Genomic DNA, 14,440 nt, shown 5'->3' with positions numbered 1-14,440 from the left:
ATCCCCCGCACCGGGCGGGGTTTCCACGCAACTCCCGCCCTGGGCGGGGTTCGACCAGGGGGAGGCCATGCGCTTTCGCGGGAAGTCCATCCGCCGGAAGATCGTGGCGCTGTTGCTCGTGCCGCTCATCGGACTCACCGTCCTCTGGGGTCTGGCCACCACGCTCGCCGGCTCCGAAGCCAAGCAGCTCATGGATGTCAGTGACGCCATCGAGCGGATCGGCCACCCCATCGAGGACTCGATCAAGGGCCTGCAGAGCGAGCGCAGACAGACGCTGATCTATCTCGCCGACCCGCGCGCCGCGGACTCGCTGACCGAGCTGCGCAGCCGCCGCGGCGACACCGACCGCGCACTCAACCGCGTCCGGCGCAACGCCCGGTCGGACGTACGCGACCGGATGGACGGCATCACCTCCGACCGGCTGAGCCACCTCATCGAAACCATGGACGGCCTCGCGCTCATGCGCAGCTCCGTGGACGAGTCCACCGTCACCCGGGAAGGCGCGCTGGAGTTCTACAACCGGCTCGTCGACCCCAGCCACAACGTCCTCGCCTCCCTCTACGGCGCCGAGGACGTGGACGGCGACAACTGGGGCCGCGCCCTCATCGGTCTCGACCGCGCGAAGGAGATGCTCTCCCGCGAGGACGCGCTCGTCGCCTCCGCGCTGATCGCCGGCCGGATGAGCGAGGAGGACGTACGCGGCACCTCCGACCTGGTCGCCAACCGTGTCCTGCTGTACGAGTCGAACCTCGCCGACCTGCCCCTCTCCGACCGGGCCACGCTGGAGCAGTACTGGCGCACCCCGGCCACCCTCGAACTCCGCGAGGCGGAGGACCGCCTCATCGCGGCGGGCCCCACCGACAAGGTCAAGGTGGTCAGCACCGAGAGCTGGCAGACGATGACCGTCTCGGTCCTCGGCGACCTCACCAACGAGAGCGAACAGGCCGCCGCGCTCTACCGCGATCACATCGACCCCGTCCGCCAGAGCGTCTTCTTCCGCGTCGGCATCGCCATCGCACTGGGCCTGGTCACCCTCCTGCTCTCCCTCTTCATCTCCGTACGCGTCAGCCGCGACCTCATCAGGGACCTCTCGCAGCTCCGCAAGGAGGCCCACGAGGTCTCCGGCGTCCGTCTGCCGAGCGTCATGCGCCGGCTCGCCGCCGGCGAACCCGTCGACGTGGAGACCGAGGCGCCCCGCCTCGACTACGAGAAGGACGAGGTCGGCCAGGTCGGCCAGGCGCTCAACACCCTTCAGCGCGCCGCCGTCGAGGCCGCAGTCAAGCAGGCCGACCTGCGCCGCGGCGTCTCCGAGGTCTTCGTCAACCTCGCCCGCCGCAACCAGGTCCTGCTCCACCGCCAGCTCACGCTCCTGGACACCATGGAGCGCCGCACGGAGGACACCGAGGAGCTGGCCGACCTCTTCCGGCTCGACCACCTCACCACCCGTATGCGCCGGCACGCCGAGGGCCTCGTCATCCTCTCCGGCGCCGCGCCGTCCCGGCAGTGGCGCAAGCCGGTCCAGCTGATGGACGTGGTGCGCGCCGCCGTCGCCGAGGTCGAGGACTACGAACGCATCGAGGTCCGCAGGCTCCCGAGGATCGGCGTGGGCGGACCCGCCGTCGCCGACCTCACCCACCTCATCGCCGAACTCATCGAGAACGCCACCGTGTTCTCACCCCCGCACACCGCCGTCCAGGTGCACGGCGAGCGGGTCGCCAACGGCTTCACCCTGGAGATCCACGACCGCGGCCTCGGCATGGCGCCCGAGCTGCTGCTCGACGCCAACCTGCGGCTTGCCGAGACCCCCGAGTTCGAGCTGTCCGACACCGACCGCCTCGGCCTCTTCGTGGTCAGCCGGCTCGCCCAGCGGCAGAACGTCCGCGTATCGCTCCAGCCCTCCCCGTACGGCGGGACGACCGCCATCGTCTTCCTGCCCGTAGCCCTGCTCACCGACGCCCCCGAGACCGAGGGCACCGGCTTCCGCCTCGACCGCAAGAACGCCATCGAGCGGGAGCAGCGGGAGCGAGGCCGGGGCCGGACGGAGAGCGGCGGCGGCAGACGCACCGCACTCGCGCAGGTCCCCACCGGACTGGGCACAGGCCCGTCCGTGCTCGACGGCCCGGTCGAGCTGGAACCCCCGGTCTCCGCCCTCACCGAGAGCGGCCCGGGGCTCGGCGGAGGTGACGGCATCGGCGACATCGACGACTCCGAGAGCGAGCGCGGCGGACTCTTCCGCGCCCGGGAACACCTGCGCGACACCGGCGGCCAGGAGCCGCAGGACGTCCGCTCCTCCCGGGCCGGCCGCGACGGCCTCCGCGATCCGCGCGACGACGGCGCCCGCGAACTCCGCGACCGCCGCGACGGCCGTCCCGCCCCCGAACCGCGCGTCCGCCCCGCCCCGGGCCGCGGCGTCCCCGGCGCCGGCCCCGAGGGCGCCGACCCGGAGCTGCCGCGCCGCAAGCCCCCGACCCTCGTCGCGGACCGCGGCCGGCGCGTGGACGACCGGGCCCGCACCCGCCCCGAGCGGGAAACCGCCGCCGGCACCACCGGCCGCTCCTTCTCGGGCGTACCGACCCAGAACTCGCGCCGTGCGCCGTCCCAGGACGCCCCGTCGCTGCTCGACGGGCTGCCCCGCCGGGTACGGCAGGCCAGCCTCGCCCCCCAGCTGCGGGACGCCACCCAGGACGGGACCACGGACCCGGCGCCGACCACGCCCCACGACAGCGAGCGGGACGCGGACGTAGTCCGCAGCCGTATGGCCTCGCTCCAGCGGGGCTGGCAGCGCGGTCGCCGGCAGAACGATGCCGAGGAGACCACCGGCTCCGGCGAGACACAAGGAACCACATCGGAGGGGGACGGTCGATGACCGCACCGCACGCATCACTACGCCATTCCACCGACCCCAACGCGGCCGGAGAGCTGAACTGGCTCCTCGACGAACTCGTCGAGCGCGTCGCCAGCATCCGCAAGGCGGTGGTCCTCTCCGGTGACGGCCTTGCCACCGGCACGTCCAAGGACCTCACCCGCGAGGACGGCGAGCACCTCGCGGCCGTCGCCTCCGGCTTCCACAGCCTCGCCAAGGGCGTGGGCCGCCACTTCGACGCGGGCAGGGTCCGGCAGACCGTCGTCGAGCTGGACGACGCCTTCCTGTTCGTCACCGCCGCGGGCGACGGCAGCTGCCTCGCCGTACTGTCCGACGCGGACTCCGACGTCGGACAGGTCGCCTACGAGATGACGCTGATGGTCAAGAGGGTCGGCGTCCATCTCGGCACGGCACCCCGGACCGGCCTGACCACCGGAGGGTGAACGGGCCGACATGAGTGAATCTGATCAGGATCAGGAGCACTGGTTCGACGGCGAAGCCGGACCGGTCGTACGCCCGTACGCGATGACGCGCGGTCGCACCAGCAGCGCGACGCGCCACCGGCTCGACCTGATCGCGCTCGTCGTGTGCGAACCCGCCGCCGGCGACCCCGGCAGGGACCAGACGCTCTCCCCGGAACACGTGGAGATCGTCGACCGCTGCTACACGAGCCCCCAGTCGATCGCCGAACTCGCCGCGAGCCTGGACCTCCCCGTAGGGGTGGTCCGGGTCCTCGTCGGCGATCTCGTCGAGGACGAACTCGTCCACGTAACCCGTCCCGTTCCGCCGGCCGAGCTGCCGGACGTGAGCATTCTCCGCGAGGTGATCAATGGTCTTCGGGCGCTCTAGCCACAGGCCGCGTCCGGTCGATCCGGTAACGCTGAAGATCCTGGTAGCGGGCGGCTTCGGGGTGGGCAAGACCACCCTGGTGGGCGCGGTCAGCGAGATCAGGCCGCTGCGCACCGAGGAGATGCTCAGCGAGGCGGGCCGGCCGGTCGACGATGTCGAAGGCGTGGAGAACAAGACGACCACCACGGTCGCCATGGACTTCGGCCGCATCACCCTCCGCGAGGACTTGGTGCTGTACGTCTTCGGCACCCCCGGCCAGGACCGGTTCTGGTTCCTCTGGGACGAGCTGGCCCAGGGCGCCCTCGGCGCCGTCGTGCTGGCCGACACCCGGCGGCTCGCGGACTCCTTCGCGGCGGTCGACTACTTCGAACGGCGTGGCATCCCGTTCACCGTCGCCGTCAACTGCTTCGAGGGCGCGGACCGTTTCCCGGGCGAGACCGTACGCGCGGCGCTCGACCTCGACCCCGAGGTCCCGCTGGTGATGTGCGACGCGCGCGACCGCGAGTCCGTCAAGGAAGTACTCGTATCGGTGGTCGAACACGCCATGAACCGCGCGGCCCTGGCCCGCGAGCACGCGCCCACCTGACCACCCACCAGATCCCGGAGCACCCCCCCCGTGAGCGGCGGACCTCACCCGTTCGGATGAACGCGGCGGCATAAAGGCCCCGTAATCGCCGGAAGACGAAACCGGACAGGGGCCGGCCGCGTCACATCCGAAGACGGCCGGCCGGAGCCCACGGGGGTGGTCCCGGCCGTCCGTTTCCCTCCGGGGAACACCGGGGCCGGTCCGGGGACTCCGGGAACATCCGTCAGTGGCCGCGTACCGCGTCCCACGCCACCGGGAAGTCGAAGTAGGTCTCCGGGAACGTCTCCGGCCGGTGGGTGAAGTGCCACCACTCCTCGGGCAGGTTGGTGAACCCGACCTCACCCAGCGCCGACCTCAGCAGCTCCCGGTTCGCCCGCTGACGTCCGGTGATCCGCGGATCGTCCGTGTGCGCCAGCGTGTCGAAGCAGTCGAAGCCCGTGCCCATGTCCACCGAGTTGTCGGGGAACCGCGCGGCCTTCGGCCCGTAACAGGGCGTCAGCGGCTCTCCCGGCCGGTACGGCCGCGTCGGCAGGGCGGGCAGCCTCACCAGCGTGAGATCCACCGTGCTGCCGCGGCTGTGCCCGGACTTCTCCGCGATGTAACCGTCCTCGAACAGCCGTGACTTCTCCACCCGCGGATAGAACTCCGCCTTCATCCGCTCGTCCCGGAGATCCTCCGCCCACCGCACGAAGTGGTCCACGGCCCGCTGCGGCCGGTAGCAGTCGTACACCTTGAGGGAGTAGCCCCGCCTCAGCAGCCCCGACTGGGCCCGGCGCAGCGCCTCGGCCGTGGCGCGGGTGACGAGGCAGACCGGCTGCCGGTAACCGTCCACGGGACTGCCAAGGAAGTTGTGCGGCGTCAGGTAGCGCATCTCCTGAATGATCGTCGGCGCGACGGTACGCAGCGCCACGAACTCCACCGGGGCCACCGGCTCCGGCCGGGCCTGCGCGGCAGGAGCGGTGACGGCGGCGGTGACGGCGAGCAGCACGGCGGCGGCAGCGGCGGCCAGCGCGCGGGGGAGGGACACCAGTCTTGTCATGGGCACTGTCATCTACCAGCTTCCGGGGCCGGAAGGAAGAGCGATCGGATACAGTCCGCGCGTGTCCGAGCCCCCGCGCGAGCCCGCGCCGCACCCCGCGAAGAAACCCGCGCCGCACTCCCACTGCGGCGGCTGCGGCACGCCCTACCTCACGCCGGCCGGATGGCCCCGTACCTGCGCGGCCTGCGGCACCACCGCCTACCGCAACCCGCTGCCCGTCGCCGTCGGCCTGCTGCCGGTCACCGACGACGACCGGGTCACCGATGACCGGGTCACCGACGACCGGGGCACCTCACTCGTCGTCATCACCCGCACCATCGAGCCCGCGTACGGCGGCGTCGCCCTCCCCGGCGGCTTCGTCGACCACGGTGAAGACTGGCGCCACGCCGTCGTACGGGAGCTGTACGAGGAGACCGGGATCGAGGCGGCGGAGCGCGACGTCCGGCTCGCCGACGCGCTCAGCTCACCCCACGGCCATCTGCTGCTCTTCGGGCTCCTCCCGCCCCGCCCCGCCGACCGGCTGCCGCCCTCCGTCCGCACGGACGAGACCACCGGATGGCACCTCCTGCGCGCCCCCGCCGAGCTGGCGTTCCCCCTGCACACCCAGGCCGTACGCGCCTGGTTCGCCGGCGACTACGACGTACGTACGTAGTACGTACGGCACGCGCGCATCCACGTACGGCACGCCCGCGCACCGGCCCACCCCGGGCCGGCGCACCCCCGGCCGGCCGCGCTCACCGGACCGCACCCCGCACCCGCACCGGCCACTCCGGCGCCACCGCAACCCCGCCGTCCAGCACCCGCTCCACCCGCACCTCCCCGTCCACCAGCCGCGACGTGTACCGCTCCACCTCCGCCGGCCCCCACCCGTCGCCCGGATCCCGCACCACCAGACCGCCGCCCGTACGACCCGCCGCCGGCGCCCACACCTCCAGCGAAGGCCCACCGTCCTCGCCCCGCACCGGAATCACCGCACCCGCCCGCGCCAGCACCGGAATCCGCGACGCCGGCGCGTCCAGCAGCACCTGCGCGGGACCCTCGTACGCCTTCTCCGTCACCGTGTCGTACCACCGACCACCCGGCAGCCGCACCGCCCGCCGGTCCGTCCCCCGCTCCAGCACCGGCGCCACCAGCAGCGCGTCACCCAGCAGGAACACGTCCTCGCAGTCGCGCAGCGCCCGGTCCTCCGGCGCCCCCCACCACACCGGCCGCACATACGGCGCACCGGTCAGCCGCGCCAGCTGAGCCAGCGTCACGAAGTACGGCCGCAGCCGCTCCCGCCCGGCCAGCGCCGCCCGCGCGTGCCCCAGCACCTCGGGCCCGAACTCCCACGGCTCCCGGCGCCCCGCGCCGATCGCCGCGTGCGTACGGAACAGCGGCAGATACGCCCCCAGCTGGAACCAGCGCAGATACAGCTCGGCCGACGGACTCCCGTCGAAACCCCCCACATCGGGCCCCGAGTACGGCACCCCGCACAACCCCATCCCCAGCACCAGCGACAGCGAGGCCCGCAGCCCCGGCCAGCCCGTCGACACATCACCGGACCACGTGCCCCCGTACCGCTGCATCCCCGCCCACCCCGAACGGGAGAAGAGAAACGGACGCTCCTCGGGCCGCAGCCGCGCCAGCCCCTCATAACCGGCCCGCGCCATCCCCAGCCCGTACACGTTGTGCGCCGCGCGATGGTCGCCACCCGCCCCCTCCAGCGCGTGCCGGGCCGACCGCGGCAGCGTCGGATCCCCGAACGGCGCGAACGACACCGGCTCGTTCATGTCGTGCCACACCCCGGCGAAACCCTGCGCCAGCCGCTCCCCGTACAGCCCGCCCCACCACTCCCGTACCGCCGGATCAGTGAAATCCGGGTACGCGCACTCCCCGGGCCACACCACCCCCCGCACCTCACGCCCGCGCGCGTCCCGCACGAACGCGCCCCCGGACCCCACCGCGCGACCGCTGTCGTACACCGCGTTCCCCGGCTCGGCCCGCACCGCCGGATCGACGATCGAGACCAGCCGCACCCCCTCCGCGCGCAACTCGGCCGCCAGCCCCGGCAGATCGGGGAAACGCTCCCGGTCGACCGTGAACACCTGATGCGCGGCGTAGTGGTCGATGTCCAGATGCACCGCCGACAGCGGCAGCCCCCGCTCCCGGTACCCCGCCACGACCCGCCGCACCTCCCGCGCGCTGCCGAAACCCCACCGCGCGTGCTGCGGCCCCAGCGCCCAGGCCGGCGGCGGCACGGGCGCCCCGGTCAGCGCCGTCCAGCCGTGCAGCACCCGCGCCGGCGTCCCCGTCACCACCCAGCAGCGCAGCGGCCCGCCGTCCATCCGCAACTCGGCCGTCCCCGGCCGGTCATGGCCGGAACCCGCCCCCTCCTCGCCCTCCGCGAGCGTCACCCGGCCGTCCCAGGAGTTGTCGTAGAACGCCAGATGCGTCCCCGCGTCCGCCACCACCAGCTGCACCGGCATCGTCACGTACAGCGGATCGTCGGCCGGAACGAACCCACCGCCCGGATCCGTGTTCCACAGCCGGTACGTACCGCCACGCAGCCGCGGCCCCGAAGCCCGCCCGCCCAGCCCGAAGAACCGCGCGTCCGCCGCCACCTCCGACCGCTGCACCCACCGCGCCGGACCACCCCCCACCGGCTCCCACCAGCGCGGCGGCAGCTCACGGCGGAGCACCACCCCACCCGGCGTACGGACCTCCACCCCGCCGTGCCGCGACACCGCCACCGTCACCCGCTCCGACACCACCCGCCAGCCGCCGTCCTTGTCCGGCTCAAGACCCGCGCGCGGATCCGGCTCGGGCGCGGCCCCGTCGAGCGCGTACGACGGCAGCGGCCCCGCACCGTCCCACCCCCAGAACACGGCGCCGCCCACCGCCACACACACCTGAAGCTCCGCCCGCGCGAACCGTACGGTCCCGCCCCCCGGCAGCGGCTCCGCACCGGCGACCGGCCCCGGCACCCGCGCCCGCTCAGGACCCCGCGGCGGCAGCCCCCGGGCGTCCGCGCGGCGTCCGCGCCAGGCCGACCGTACGGACCGCAGCCCCCGCACCGAACCGACCGCTTTCATCGAACGCACCAGCTCACGACCGTCCATGACGCTCACCCTGCCACCCGGCCGGGCCCGCGGAAGCACCGTTCAACTCCCGTTCACCCGCTGTGCGGGCCGAAATTCGCCGGCCCGACAGACAAGCGGCGCCGGGCGGCCACCTCTGGTGCCGGAGACGATCACATGGCATCGTCCGTGTCAGCCGCACGCATCAGAGCCGAGCCGTCCGGGAGCGCCGCCATGCCCACCAGCACCACCCCCGAACCCCTCTGGCGACCTGACCCCGAGCGCATCGCCACCGCCCGCGTCACCCGCTTCCAGACCTGGGCCGCCGAGCGGTACGGAGCACCCGCCGAGGGCGGCTACCCGGCGCTGCACCGCTGGTCCGTGGAGGAACTGGAGACCTTCTGGGCCGCCGTCGCCGACTGGTTCGACGTCCGGTTCACCACCCCGTACGAACGGGTCCTCGCCGACCGCGCCATGCCCGGCGCCCAGTGGTTCCCCGGCGCCACCCTCAACTACGCCGAACACGCCCTGCGCGCCGCCGATGACCCGGCCCGCGCCCAGGAACCGGCGCTCCTGTACGTCGACGAGACGCAGGAGCAGACCCCCGTCAGCTGGCACGAACTGCGCCGCCAGGTCGCCGCGCTCGCCCGCGAACTGCGCGCCCTGGGTGTCCGCCCCGGCGACCGCGTCAGCGGCTACCTCCCCAACATCCCGCAGGCCGTCACCGCGCTCCTCGCCACCGCCGCCGTCGGCGCCGTCTGGACCTCCTGCGCCCCCGACTTCGGTGCCCGCGGCGTCCTGGACCGCTTCCAGCAGGTCGAACCCGTCGTCCTGTTCGCCGTCGACGGCTACCGCTACGGCGGCAAGGAACACGACCGTACGGAGACCGTCGCCGAACTCCGCCGCGAACTGCCCACCCTGCGCGGCCTCGTCCACATCCCGCTGCTGGGCACCCCGGCCCCCGAAGGCGCCCTCACCTGGGCCGAGCTGACCGAGGACACCGAAGACACCGAAGACACCGAAGGACGGGTCGGCACCGGCCCCGTCTTCGAACAGGTCCCCTTCGACCACCCCCTGTGGGTCCTCTACTCCTCCGGCACCACCGGCCTGCCCAAGGCGATCGTCCAGTCCCAGGGCGGCATCCTGCTGGAACACCTCAAACAGCTCGGCCTGCACTGCGACCTCGGCCCCGAGGACCGCTTCTTCTGGTACACCTCCACCGGCTGGATGATGTGGAACTTCCTCGTCTCCGGCCTGCTCACCGGCACCACGGTCGTGCTGTACGACGGCAGCCCCGGCTACCCCGCCGTCGACGCCCAGTGGGGCGTCGCGGAACGCACCGGCGCCACCTTCTTCGGCACCTCGGCCGCGTACGTGATGGCCTGCCGCAAGGCGGACGTCCACCCCGGCCGCGACCACGACCTCTCCCGGATCGGCTGCGTCGCCACCACCGGATCCCCGCTGCCCCCCGACGGCTTCCGCTGGCTGCACGACGAGGTCGCCGAGGACCTGTGGATCGCCTCCGTCAGCGGCGGCACCGACGTGTGCAGCTGCTTCGCCGGAGCCGTCCCCACCCTCCCCGTCCACATCGGCGAACTCCAGGCCGCCTGTCTCGGCACCGACCTCCAGGCATGGGACGAGAGAGGCAGACCCGTCATCGGCGAGGTCGGCGAACTGATCGTCACCAACCCCATGCCGTCCATGCCCATCCGCTTCTGGAACGACCCCGACGGCAGCCGCTACCGCGACAGCTACTTCGAGATGTTCCCCGGCGTCTGGCGCCACGGCGACTGGATCACCCTCACCGACCACGGCTCCGTCATCATCCACGGCCGCTCCGACTCCACCCTCAACCGCCAGGGCGTCCGGATGGGCTCCGCCGACATCTACGAAGCCGTCGAACGCCTCCCCGAGATCAGGGAATCCCTGGTCATCGGCGTCGAAGAGCCCGACGGCGGCTACTGGATGCCGCTCTTCGTCCAGCTCGCGGAGGGCGCCGTCCTCGACGACGCGCTGCGCGACCGCGTCCGCCGCACCCTCCGCGAACAGCTCTCCCCGCGCCATGTCCCTGACGAGATCCTCGAAGTCCCCGGCATTCCGCACACCCTCACCGGCAAACGCATCGAAGTCCCGGTCAAACGCCTCCTCCAGGGAGCGCCGCTCGACAAGGCCGTCAACACCGGATCCGTGGACAACCTCGGCCTGCTCCCCTTCTACGAGAACCTGGCCCGCGCCCGAGCCCACTCCCGCGCCGGCGGCTGAACACGGGCGTACGGAGCACGGGCGTACGGAGCACGCGAGCGCCATTGTCAGACCCCGCAGCTACTCTGAGTGAGCAATGATCGACAGTGCTCAGGGGGAGTCATGGCACACACCGACCACCGCGACCAGCCACCGCAGCGCGCGAGCGCGCGCGGCAGATTACGCCGCGAAGTCCCCGGCGTCGTCGGCCTGCTGGCCGACGAACAGGACTTCACCGCGATGCGGCGCTACCGCACCTTCACCTTCGACGACCACCCGGCGTATCTGCGCGAGATCGACGGACTGCTGAGATCCCTGGCGTCCCGGGGCCTGCACACCACCGTCGCCCTCTTCGACCCCGAGGAGTACGCGGAGTTCTGCGCCGACACCGGACTCGACCCCGACACCGCGGCCGGCCGCACCCGCTACACGGCCACCCTCCCCGCGACCGGAGCGGCCGTCCGCTACACCGGGCAGCCCCTCGACACCCTGCTCCCGGAGCTCATCAACACCGCGGTCCGCAGGGCCACCTGGGAGTACGCGACCACGCTCCTGGCCGACCTCGGCGAGTGCGCCGACTGCGGCCAGGACATCGGACGCGCCGCCTTCGACCGCGCCTCCCACCTGCTGGCGCGCCTGCTCGAAGCGGCCGGACCCGGCACGCACCATCTCGTGTGCAGCGTCCCCGCCGCCGACGGACAACTCCTCGCGGTGCTCCAGGCCCACCGCCCCGAGGAGGCGCCGGCCGGACTCGACGCGACGGAGGGAGCCGAGTTCGTCAGTGTGCTCGCCACCGGAATCGCCCTCGAAACCGCCGGGGGAGTAGTGCTCCGTACGACCACCCCCGGCGCCCCCGACCGGCTGCACGGCTGGCGCCTCCAACGGGGCGGTCTGGTCGCGCTCACCGAGGGCGAGGTCTTCAGCGCCTACTGCACGGACGCGGACACCGGCGAGCCCGTCGCCCCCGAGTCCGGTGTGGAGTACCGCGCGGGCTTCGACCTGGGAGAGGAGGAGCCCGGCACACACCACTGACCCGCGCGGCAACCGCGGAGGGGCTTCCGCCCGCACCAGGTGCGGGCCGAAGCCCCTCAGAAACCCGAACCCAACCCGGACCGCGGGTCCCTACTCGCCGGAGAGCACCGCCTGAGCGGCAGCCCTGGCCTCCTCCGCCGTGTCCGTGGCCCGGGCGGCGGCAGCGGCGCGCTCACACTGCGCCAGCGTGTGCTTGGCCAGCGCCGACCGTACGTACGGAATCGACGCCGCGCCCATCGACAGCGACGTCACCCCGAGCCCGGTGAGCACACAGGCCAGCAGCGGATCCGCGGCGGCCTCACCGCACACACCACAGCTCTTGCCCTCGGCCTTCGCGCCCTCGGCCGACAGCGCCACCAGATCCAGCAGCGCCGGCTGCCACGGATCCTGGAGCCGCGACACGGCGCCGACCTGCCGGTCGGCCGCGAAGGTGTACTGGGCCAGGTCGTTGGTGCCCAGCGACAGGAACTCGACCTCCTGGAGGATCGACCGCGCCCGCAGCGCGGCCGACGGAATCTCCACCATCGCCCCGAACTTCGCGCTCAGCCCCGCCTCCCGGCAGGCGTCCGCGAACGCCTTGGCGTCGGTGCGGTCGGCCACCATCGGCGCCATGACCTCCAGATACACCGGCAGCCCGGCGGCGGCCTCGGCCAGCGCAGTCAGCTGGGTCCGCAGCACATCCGGGTGGTCGAGCAGACTGCGCAGCCCCCGCACACCGAGCGCCGGATTCGGCTCGTCGGCGGGCGTCAGGAAGTCCAGCGGCTTGTCGGCCCCTGCGTCGAGCACCCGCACGACCACCCGGCCCTCGGGGAACGCTTCGAGCACCGCGCGGTACGCGGCGATCTGCTTCTCCTCCGACGGCGCCTGCTTGCTGTCGTCGAGGAACAGGAACTCCGTACGGAAGAGCCCGACCCCCTCGGCACCGGCCGCGACGGCCGCCGCCACATCGGCGGGACCACCGATATTGGCGAGCAGCGGAACCTTGTGCCCGTCCGAGGTCGCCCCCGGCCCGGACGACGCGGACAGCGCGGCCTTCCGCGCGGCGGCGGCCGTCGTCAGCTCCGCCCGCTTCTCGGCGCTCGGCTCGACGAAGATGTCCCCCGTGCTGCCGTCGACCGCGATCACCGTGCCCTCGCCGATCTCCCCGGCACCGGGCAGCGCCACCACGGCGGGCACACCGAGCGCCCGCGCCAGAATCGCGCTGTGACTCGTCGGGCCGCCCTCCTCGGTCACGAAACCGAGCACCAGCGCCGGATCGAGCAGCGCCGTGTCCGCGGGCGCGAGATCACGGGCGATCAGTACATACGGCTCGTCGCTGTCCGGCACACCGGGCATCGGAACGCCCAGCAGACGGGCGACGATACGATTCCGCACATCGTCCAGGTCGGCGACGCGTCCGGCCAGATACTCGCCCGCGTTCGCCAGCAGCGCGCGGTACGAGGCGAACGCGTCGTACACACCGCGCTCGGCCGTGGACCCGACCGCGATCCTGCGCTCGACGTCGGCCATCAGCTCCGGGTCCTGCGCCATCAGCGCCTGGGCCTCCAGCACGGCCTGGGCCTCGCCGCCGGCCAGATTGCCACGGGCGATCAGATCGGCCGACACGGCCTCCACGGCCTGGTGGGCGCGGCTCTGCTCACGCTCCGCGTCCTCCACGGGGATCTGCTTGGCCGGCGGCTCCAGCACCGCGGTCCCCATGTGCCGTACCTCGCCGATCGCCACACCGTGGCTGACCCCGACGCCTCGCAGCGTTGTCTCCATGTCACCCGTCCCCGGATATGCGGCGACCCGGTCGCCGCGCTGAATGAACGACGGGCGCCCCGCGCCCGTCCCTGACATACGACGCCGGCCTCACTGCCAGCCGAAGAGAGTGTCGCCCACGGCCACTTCGCCGTCCTCACGGAGGTCGGCGAGCGAGTCCGCCGTGGCCTCCAGCGCCACGACCGGACAGATGGGCGACTTACCGGCGGCCTCGACCGCTTCGGGGTTCCACCGCACGACCTCCTGCCCCCGTACGACGGTGTCCCCCTTGTTGACGAGCAGCTCGAACCCGGCGCCATTGAGCTGCACCGTGTCGATCCCCAGATGCGTCAGCACCCCGTGCCCCTCGGTGTCCACCACGACAAAGGCGTGCGGATGCAGGGAGACCATCACCCCGTCGACCGGGGACACCGCCACCGCCGGCCCCCTGACGGGGTCGATGGCGGTACCCGGCCCCACCATCGCACCGGCGAACACCGGATCGGGAACCGCGGCGAGCCCGATGGCTCGTCCGGGCAGTGGGGCCGTCACGATGGTCATGGGGAGCCTCCCGGAGGCTGGGGTGAAAGGACAAGTGGTGTCCGTCCGTCACCCTCCGTGAGCGGGCGACGTGCTGTTGAGAAGGGTAAGTCATAGGAAGTGACGGTTCGGTGCAAGAGGTACCGGTTGACAGACAGGCGGCGCACAGGAATCGATTTGCTTGTGCCGACCGACGAGATGTACTGTCGTACTCCTGCCTGACCCCAACACGACATTGAGTCGGGGGTCGGCGGCATCTACCAAGTCTTGATCCTAAACCGTGGTTCTGCTTTTGCATGTCTGCGGAACGGTGGTCAGGGAGAACGAAAAGCCCTGGTAGAGTTTGAAACGCAAGAACGAAACACCGAAGGGAAAGCGCCCGGAGGAAAGCCCCAGAAATGTTCTGCGGGTGAGTACAAAGGAAGCGTCCGTTCCTTGAGAACTCAACAGCGTGCCAAAAGTCAACGCCAGATATGTTGATACCCCGACCT

12 protein-coding genes are annotated in these 14,440 nt (G+C 72.3%); 7 read left to right on the top strand and 5 right to left on the bottom strand.

What is annotated here, in order from left to right:
- The first annotated feature begins 67 nt into the window (after positions 1–67).
- Genes AB0389_RS36305 through AB0389_RS36290 form a run of 4 tightly spaced genes read left to right on the top strand, consistent with a single transcriptional unit; the run spans position 68 to position 4,298 of the window.
- On the top strand, positions 68–2,866 hold the full coding sequence (locus tag AB0389_RS36305) for a nitrate- and nitrite sensing domain-containing protein (protein WP_366399846.1): 2,799 nt from the start codon (positions 68–70) through the stop codon (positions 2,864–2,866).
- Positions 2,863–3,306, top strand: a complete 444-nt coding sequence (locus AB0389_RS36300) for a roadblock/LC7 domain-containing protein (RefSeq protein WP_366399845.1) — start codon at positions 2,863–2,865, stop codon at positions 3,304–3,306. Before AB0389_RS36305 ends, AB0389_RS36300 begins: the two co-directional genes overlap by 4 nt.
- Before the next feature lie 10 nt (positions 3,307–3,316).
- Positions 3,317–3,712 (top strand): DUF742 domain-containing protein, encoded by a 396-nt coding sequence (locus AB0389_RS36295; protein WP_366399844.1) that lies wholly within the window; start codon positions 3,317–3,319, stop codon positions 3,710–3,712.
- Positions 3,693–4,298, top strand: a complete 606-nt coding sequence (locus AB0389_RS36290) for an ATP/GTP-binding protein (RefSeq protein ID WP_366399843.1) — start codon at positions 3,693–3,695, stop codon at positions 4,296–4,298. The genes AB0389_RS36295 and AB0389_RS36290 overlap by 20 nt, the downstream gene beginning before the upstream one ends.
- 223 nt (positions 4,299–4,521) lie before the next feature.
- Here the strand turns inward: AB0389_RS36290 and AB0389_RS36285 are convergent, their stop codons facing one another.
- Positions 4,522–5,337 carry a M15 family metallopeptidase gene (locus AB0389_RS36285; RefSeq protein WP_366399842.1) on the bottom strand — a complete coding sequence of 272 codons (816 nt, stop codon included), beginning with the start codon at positions 5,335–5,337 and terminating at the stop codon, positions 4,522–4,524.
- 61 nt (positions 5,338–5,398) lie between these two features.
- Between AB0389_RS36285 and AB0389_RS36280 the strand changes: the two genes are divergently transcribed.
- Positions 5,399–5,989 carry an NUDIX domain-containing protein gene (locus AB0389_RS36280; RefSeq protein ID WP_366399841.1) on the top strand — a complete coding sequence of 197 codons (591 nt, stop codon included), beginning with the start codon at positions 5,399–5,401 and terminating at the stop codon, positions 5,987–5,989.
- Positions 5,990–6,071: 82 nt separating this feature from the next.
- On the opposite strand, the gene AB0389_RS36275 is transcribed toward AB0389_RS36280, so the two are convergent.
- Entirely contained in the window at positions 6,072–8,438 is a 2,367-nt protein-coding gene (locus tag AB0389_RS36275; protein WP_366399840.1) for a TIM-barrel domain-containing protein, read from the bottom strand.
- Between the two features lie 192 nt (positions 8,439–8,630).
- Here AB0389_RS36275 and AB0389_RS36270 point away from each other — a divergent pair, with 192 nt between their 5' ends.
- Together AB0389_RS36270 and AB0389_RS36265 are read left to right on the top strand one after the other, a co-directional pair.
- Positions 8,631–10,658: an acetoacetate--CoA ligase gene (locus AB0389_RS36270; protein ID WP_366399839.1), complete on the top strand. Its 2,028-nt coding sequence runs from the start codon at positions 8,631–8,633 to the stop codon at positions 10,656–10,658.
- Between the two features lie 102 nt (positions 10,659–10,760).
- Complete coding sequence (locus AB0389_RS36265) at positions 10,761–11,669, top strand: hypothetical protein (RefSeq protein ID WP_366399838.1); 909 nt, start codon at positions 10,761–10,763, stop codon at positions 11,667–11,669.
- Between the two features lie 90 nt (positions 11,670–11,759).
- On the opposite strand, the gene ptsP is transcribed toward AB0389_RS36265, so the two are convergent.
- The 3 genes from ptsP to AB0389_RS36250 all read right to left on the bottom strand — a co-directional run.
- On the bottom strand, positions 11,760–13,430 hold the full coding sequence (gene ptsP / locus AB0389_RS36260; RefSeq protein WP_366399837.1) for a phosphoenolpyruvate--protein phosphotransferase: 1,671 nt from the start codon (positions 13,428–13,430) through the stop codon (positions 11,760–11,762).
- Positions 13,431–13,520: 90 nt separating this feature from the next.
- Entirely contained in the window at positions 13,521–13,970 is a 450-nt protein-coding gene (locus tag AB0389_RS36255; protein ID WP_366399836.1) for a PTS glucose transporter subunit IIA, read from the bottom strand.
- A gap of 252 nt (positions 13,971–14,222) precedes the next feature.
- On the bottom strand, positions 14,223–14,440 hold a 218-nt coding region (locus tag AB0389_RS36250), incomplete at its 5' end, for a hypothetical protein (RefSeq protein ID WP_366399835.1).

It is taken from the genome of Streptomyces sp. NPDC093109 (assembly GCF_040701725.1).
GTDB lineage: Bacteria > Actinomycetota > Actinomycetes > Streptomycetales > Streptomycetaceae > Streptomyces.
Note: the sequence above shows the minus strand (reverse complement) of the source record. Positions and strands in the feature narration are given on the sequence as shown.

What these genes read in the sequence shown, in the direction of transcription:
- AB0389_RS36305 (WP_366399846.1), top strand. Translation starts at nt 68, where the DNA reads ATGCGCTTTCGCGGGAAGTCCATCCGCCGGAAGATCGTGGCGCTGTTG.
- AB0389_RS36300 (WP_366399845.1), top strand. Translation starts at nt 2,863, where the DNA reads ATGACCGCACCGCACGCATCACTACGCCATTCCACCGACCCCAACGCG.
- AB0389_RS36295 (WP_366399844.1), top strand. Translation starts at nt 3,317, where the DNA reads ATGAGTGAATCTGATCAGGATCAGGAGCACTGGTTCGACGGCGAAGCC.
- AB0389_RS36290 (WP_366399843.1), top strand. Translation starts at nt 3,693, where the DNA reads ATGGTCTTCGGGCGCTCTAGCCACAGGCCGCGTCCGGTCGATCCGGTA.
- AB0389_RS36285 (WP_366399842.1), bottom strand. Translation starts at nt 5,337, where the DNA reads ATGACAAGACTGGTGTCCCTCCCCCGCGCGCTGGCCGCCGCTGCCGCC.
- AB0389_RS36275 (WP_366399840.1), bottom strand. Translation starts at nt 8,438, where the DNA reads ATGGACGGTCGTGAGCTGGTGCGTTCGATGAAAGCGGTCGGTTCGGTG.
- AB0389_RS36270 (WP_366399839.1), top strand. Translation starts at nt 8,631, where the DNA reads ATGCCCACCAGCACCACCCCCGAACCCCTCTGGCGACCTGACCCCGAG.
- AB0389_RS36265 (WP_366399838.1), top strand. Translation starts at nt 10,761, where the DNA reads ATGGCACACACCGACCACCGCGACCAGCCACCGCAGCGCGCGAGCGCG.
- ptsP (WP_366399837.1), bottom strand. Translation starts at nt 13,430, where the DNA reads ATGGAGACAACGCTGCGAGGCGTCGGGGTCAGCCACGGTGTGGCGATC.
- AB0389_RS36255 (WP_366399836.1), bottom strand. Translation starts at nt 13,970, where the DNA reads ATGACCATCGTGACGGCCCCACTGCCCGGACGAGCCATCGGGCTCGCC.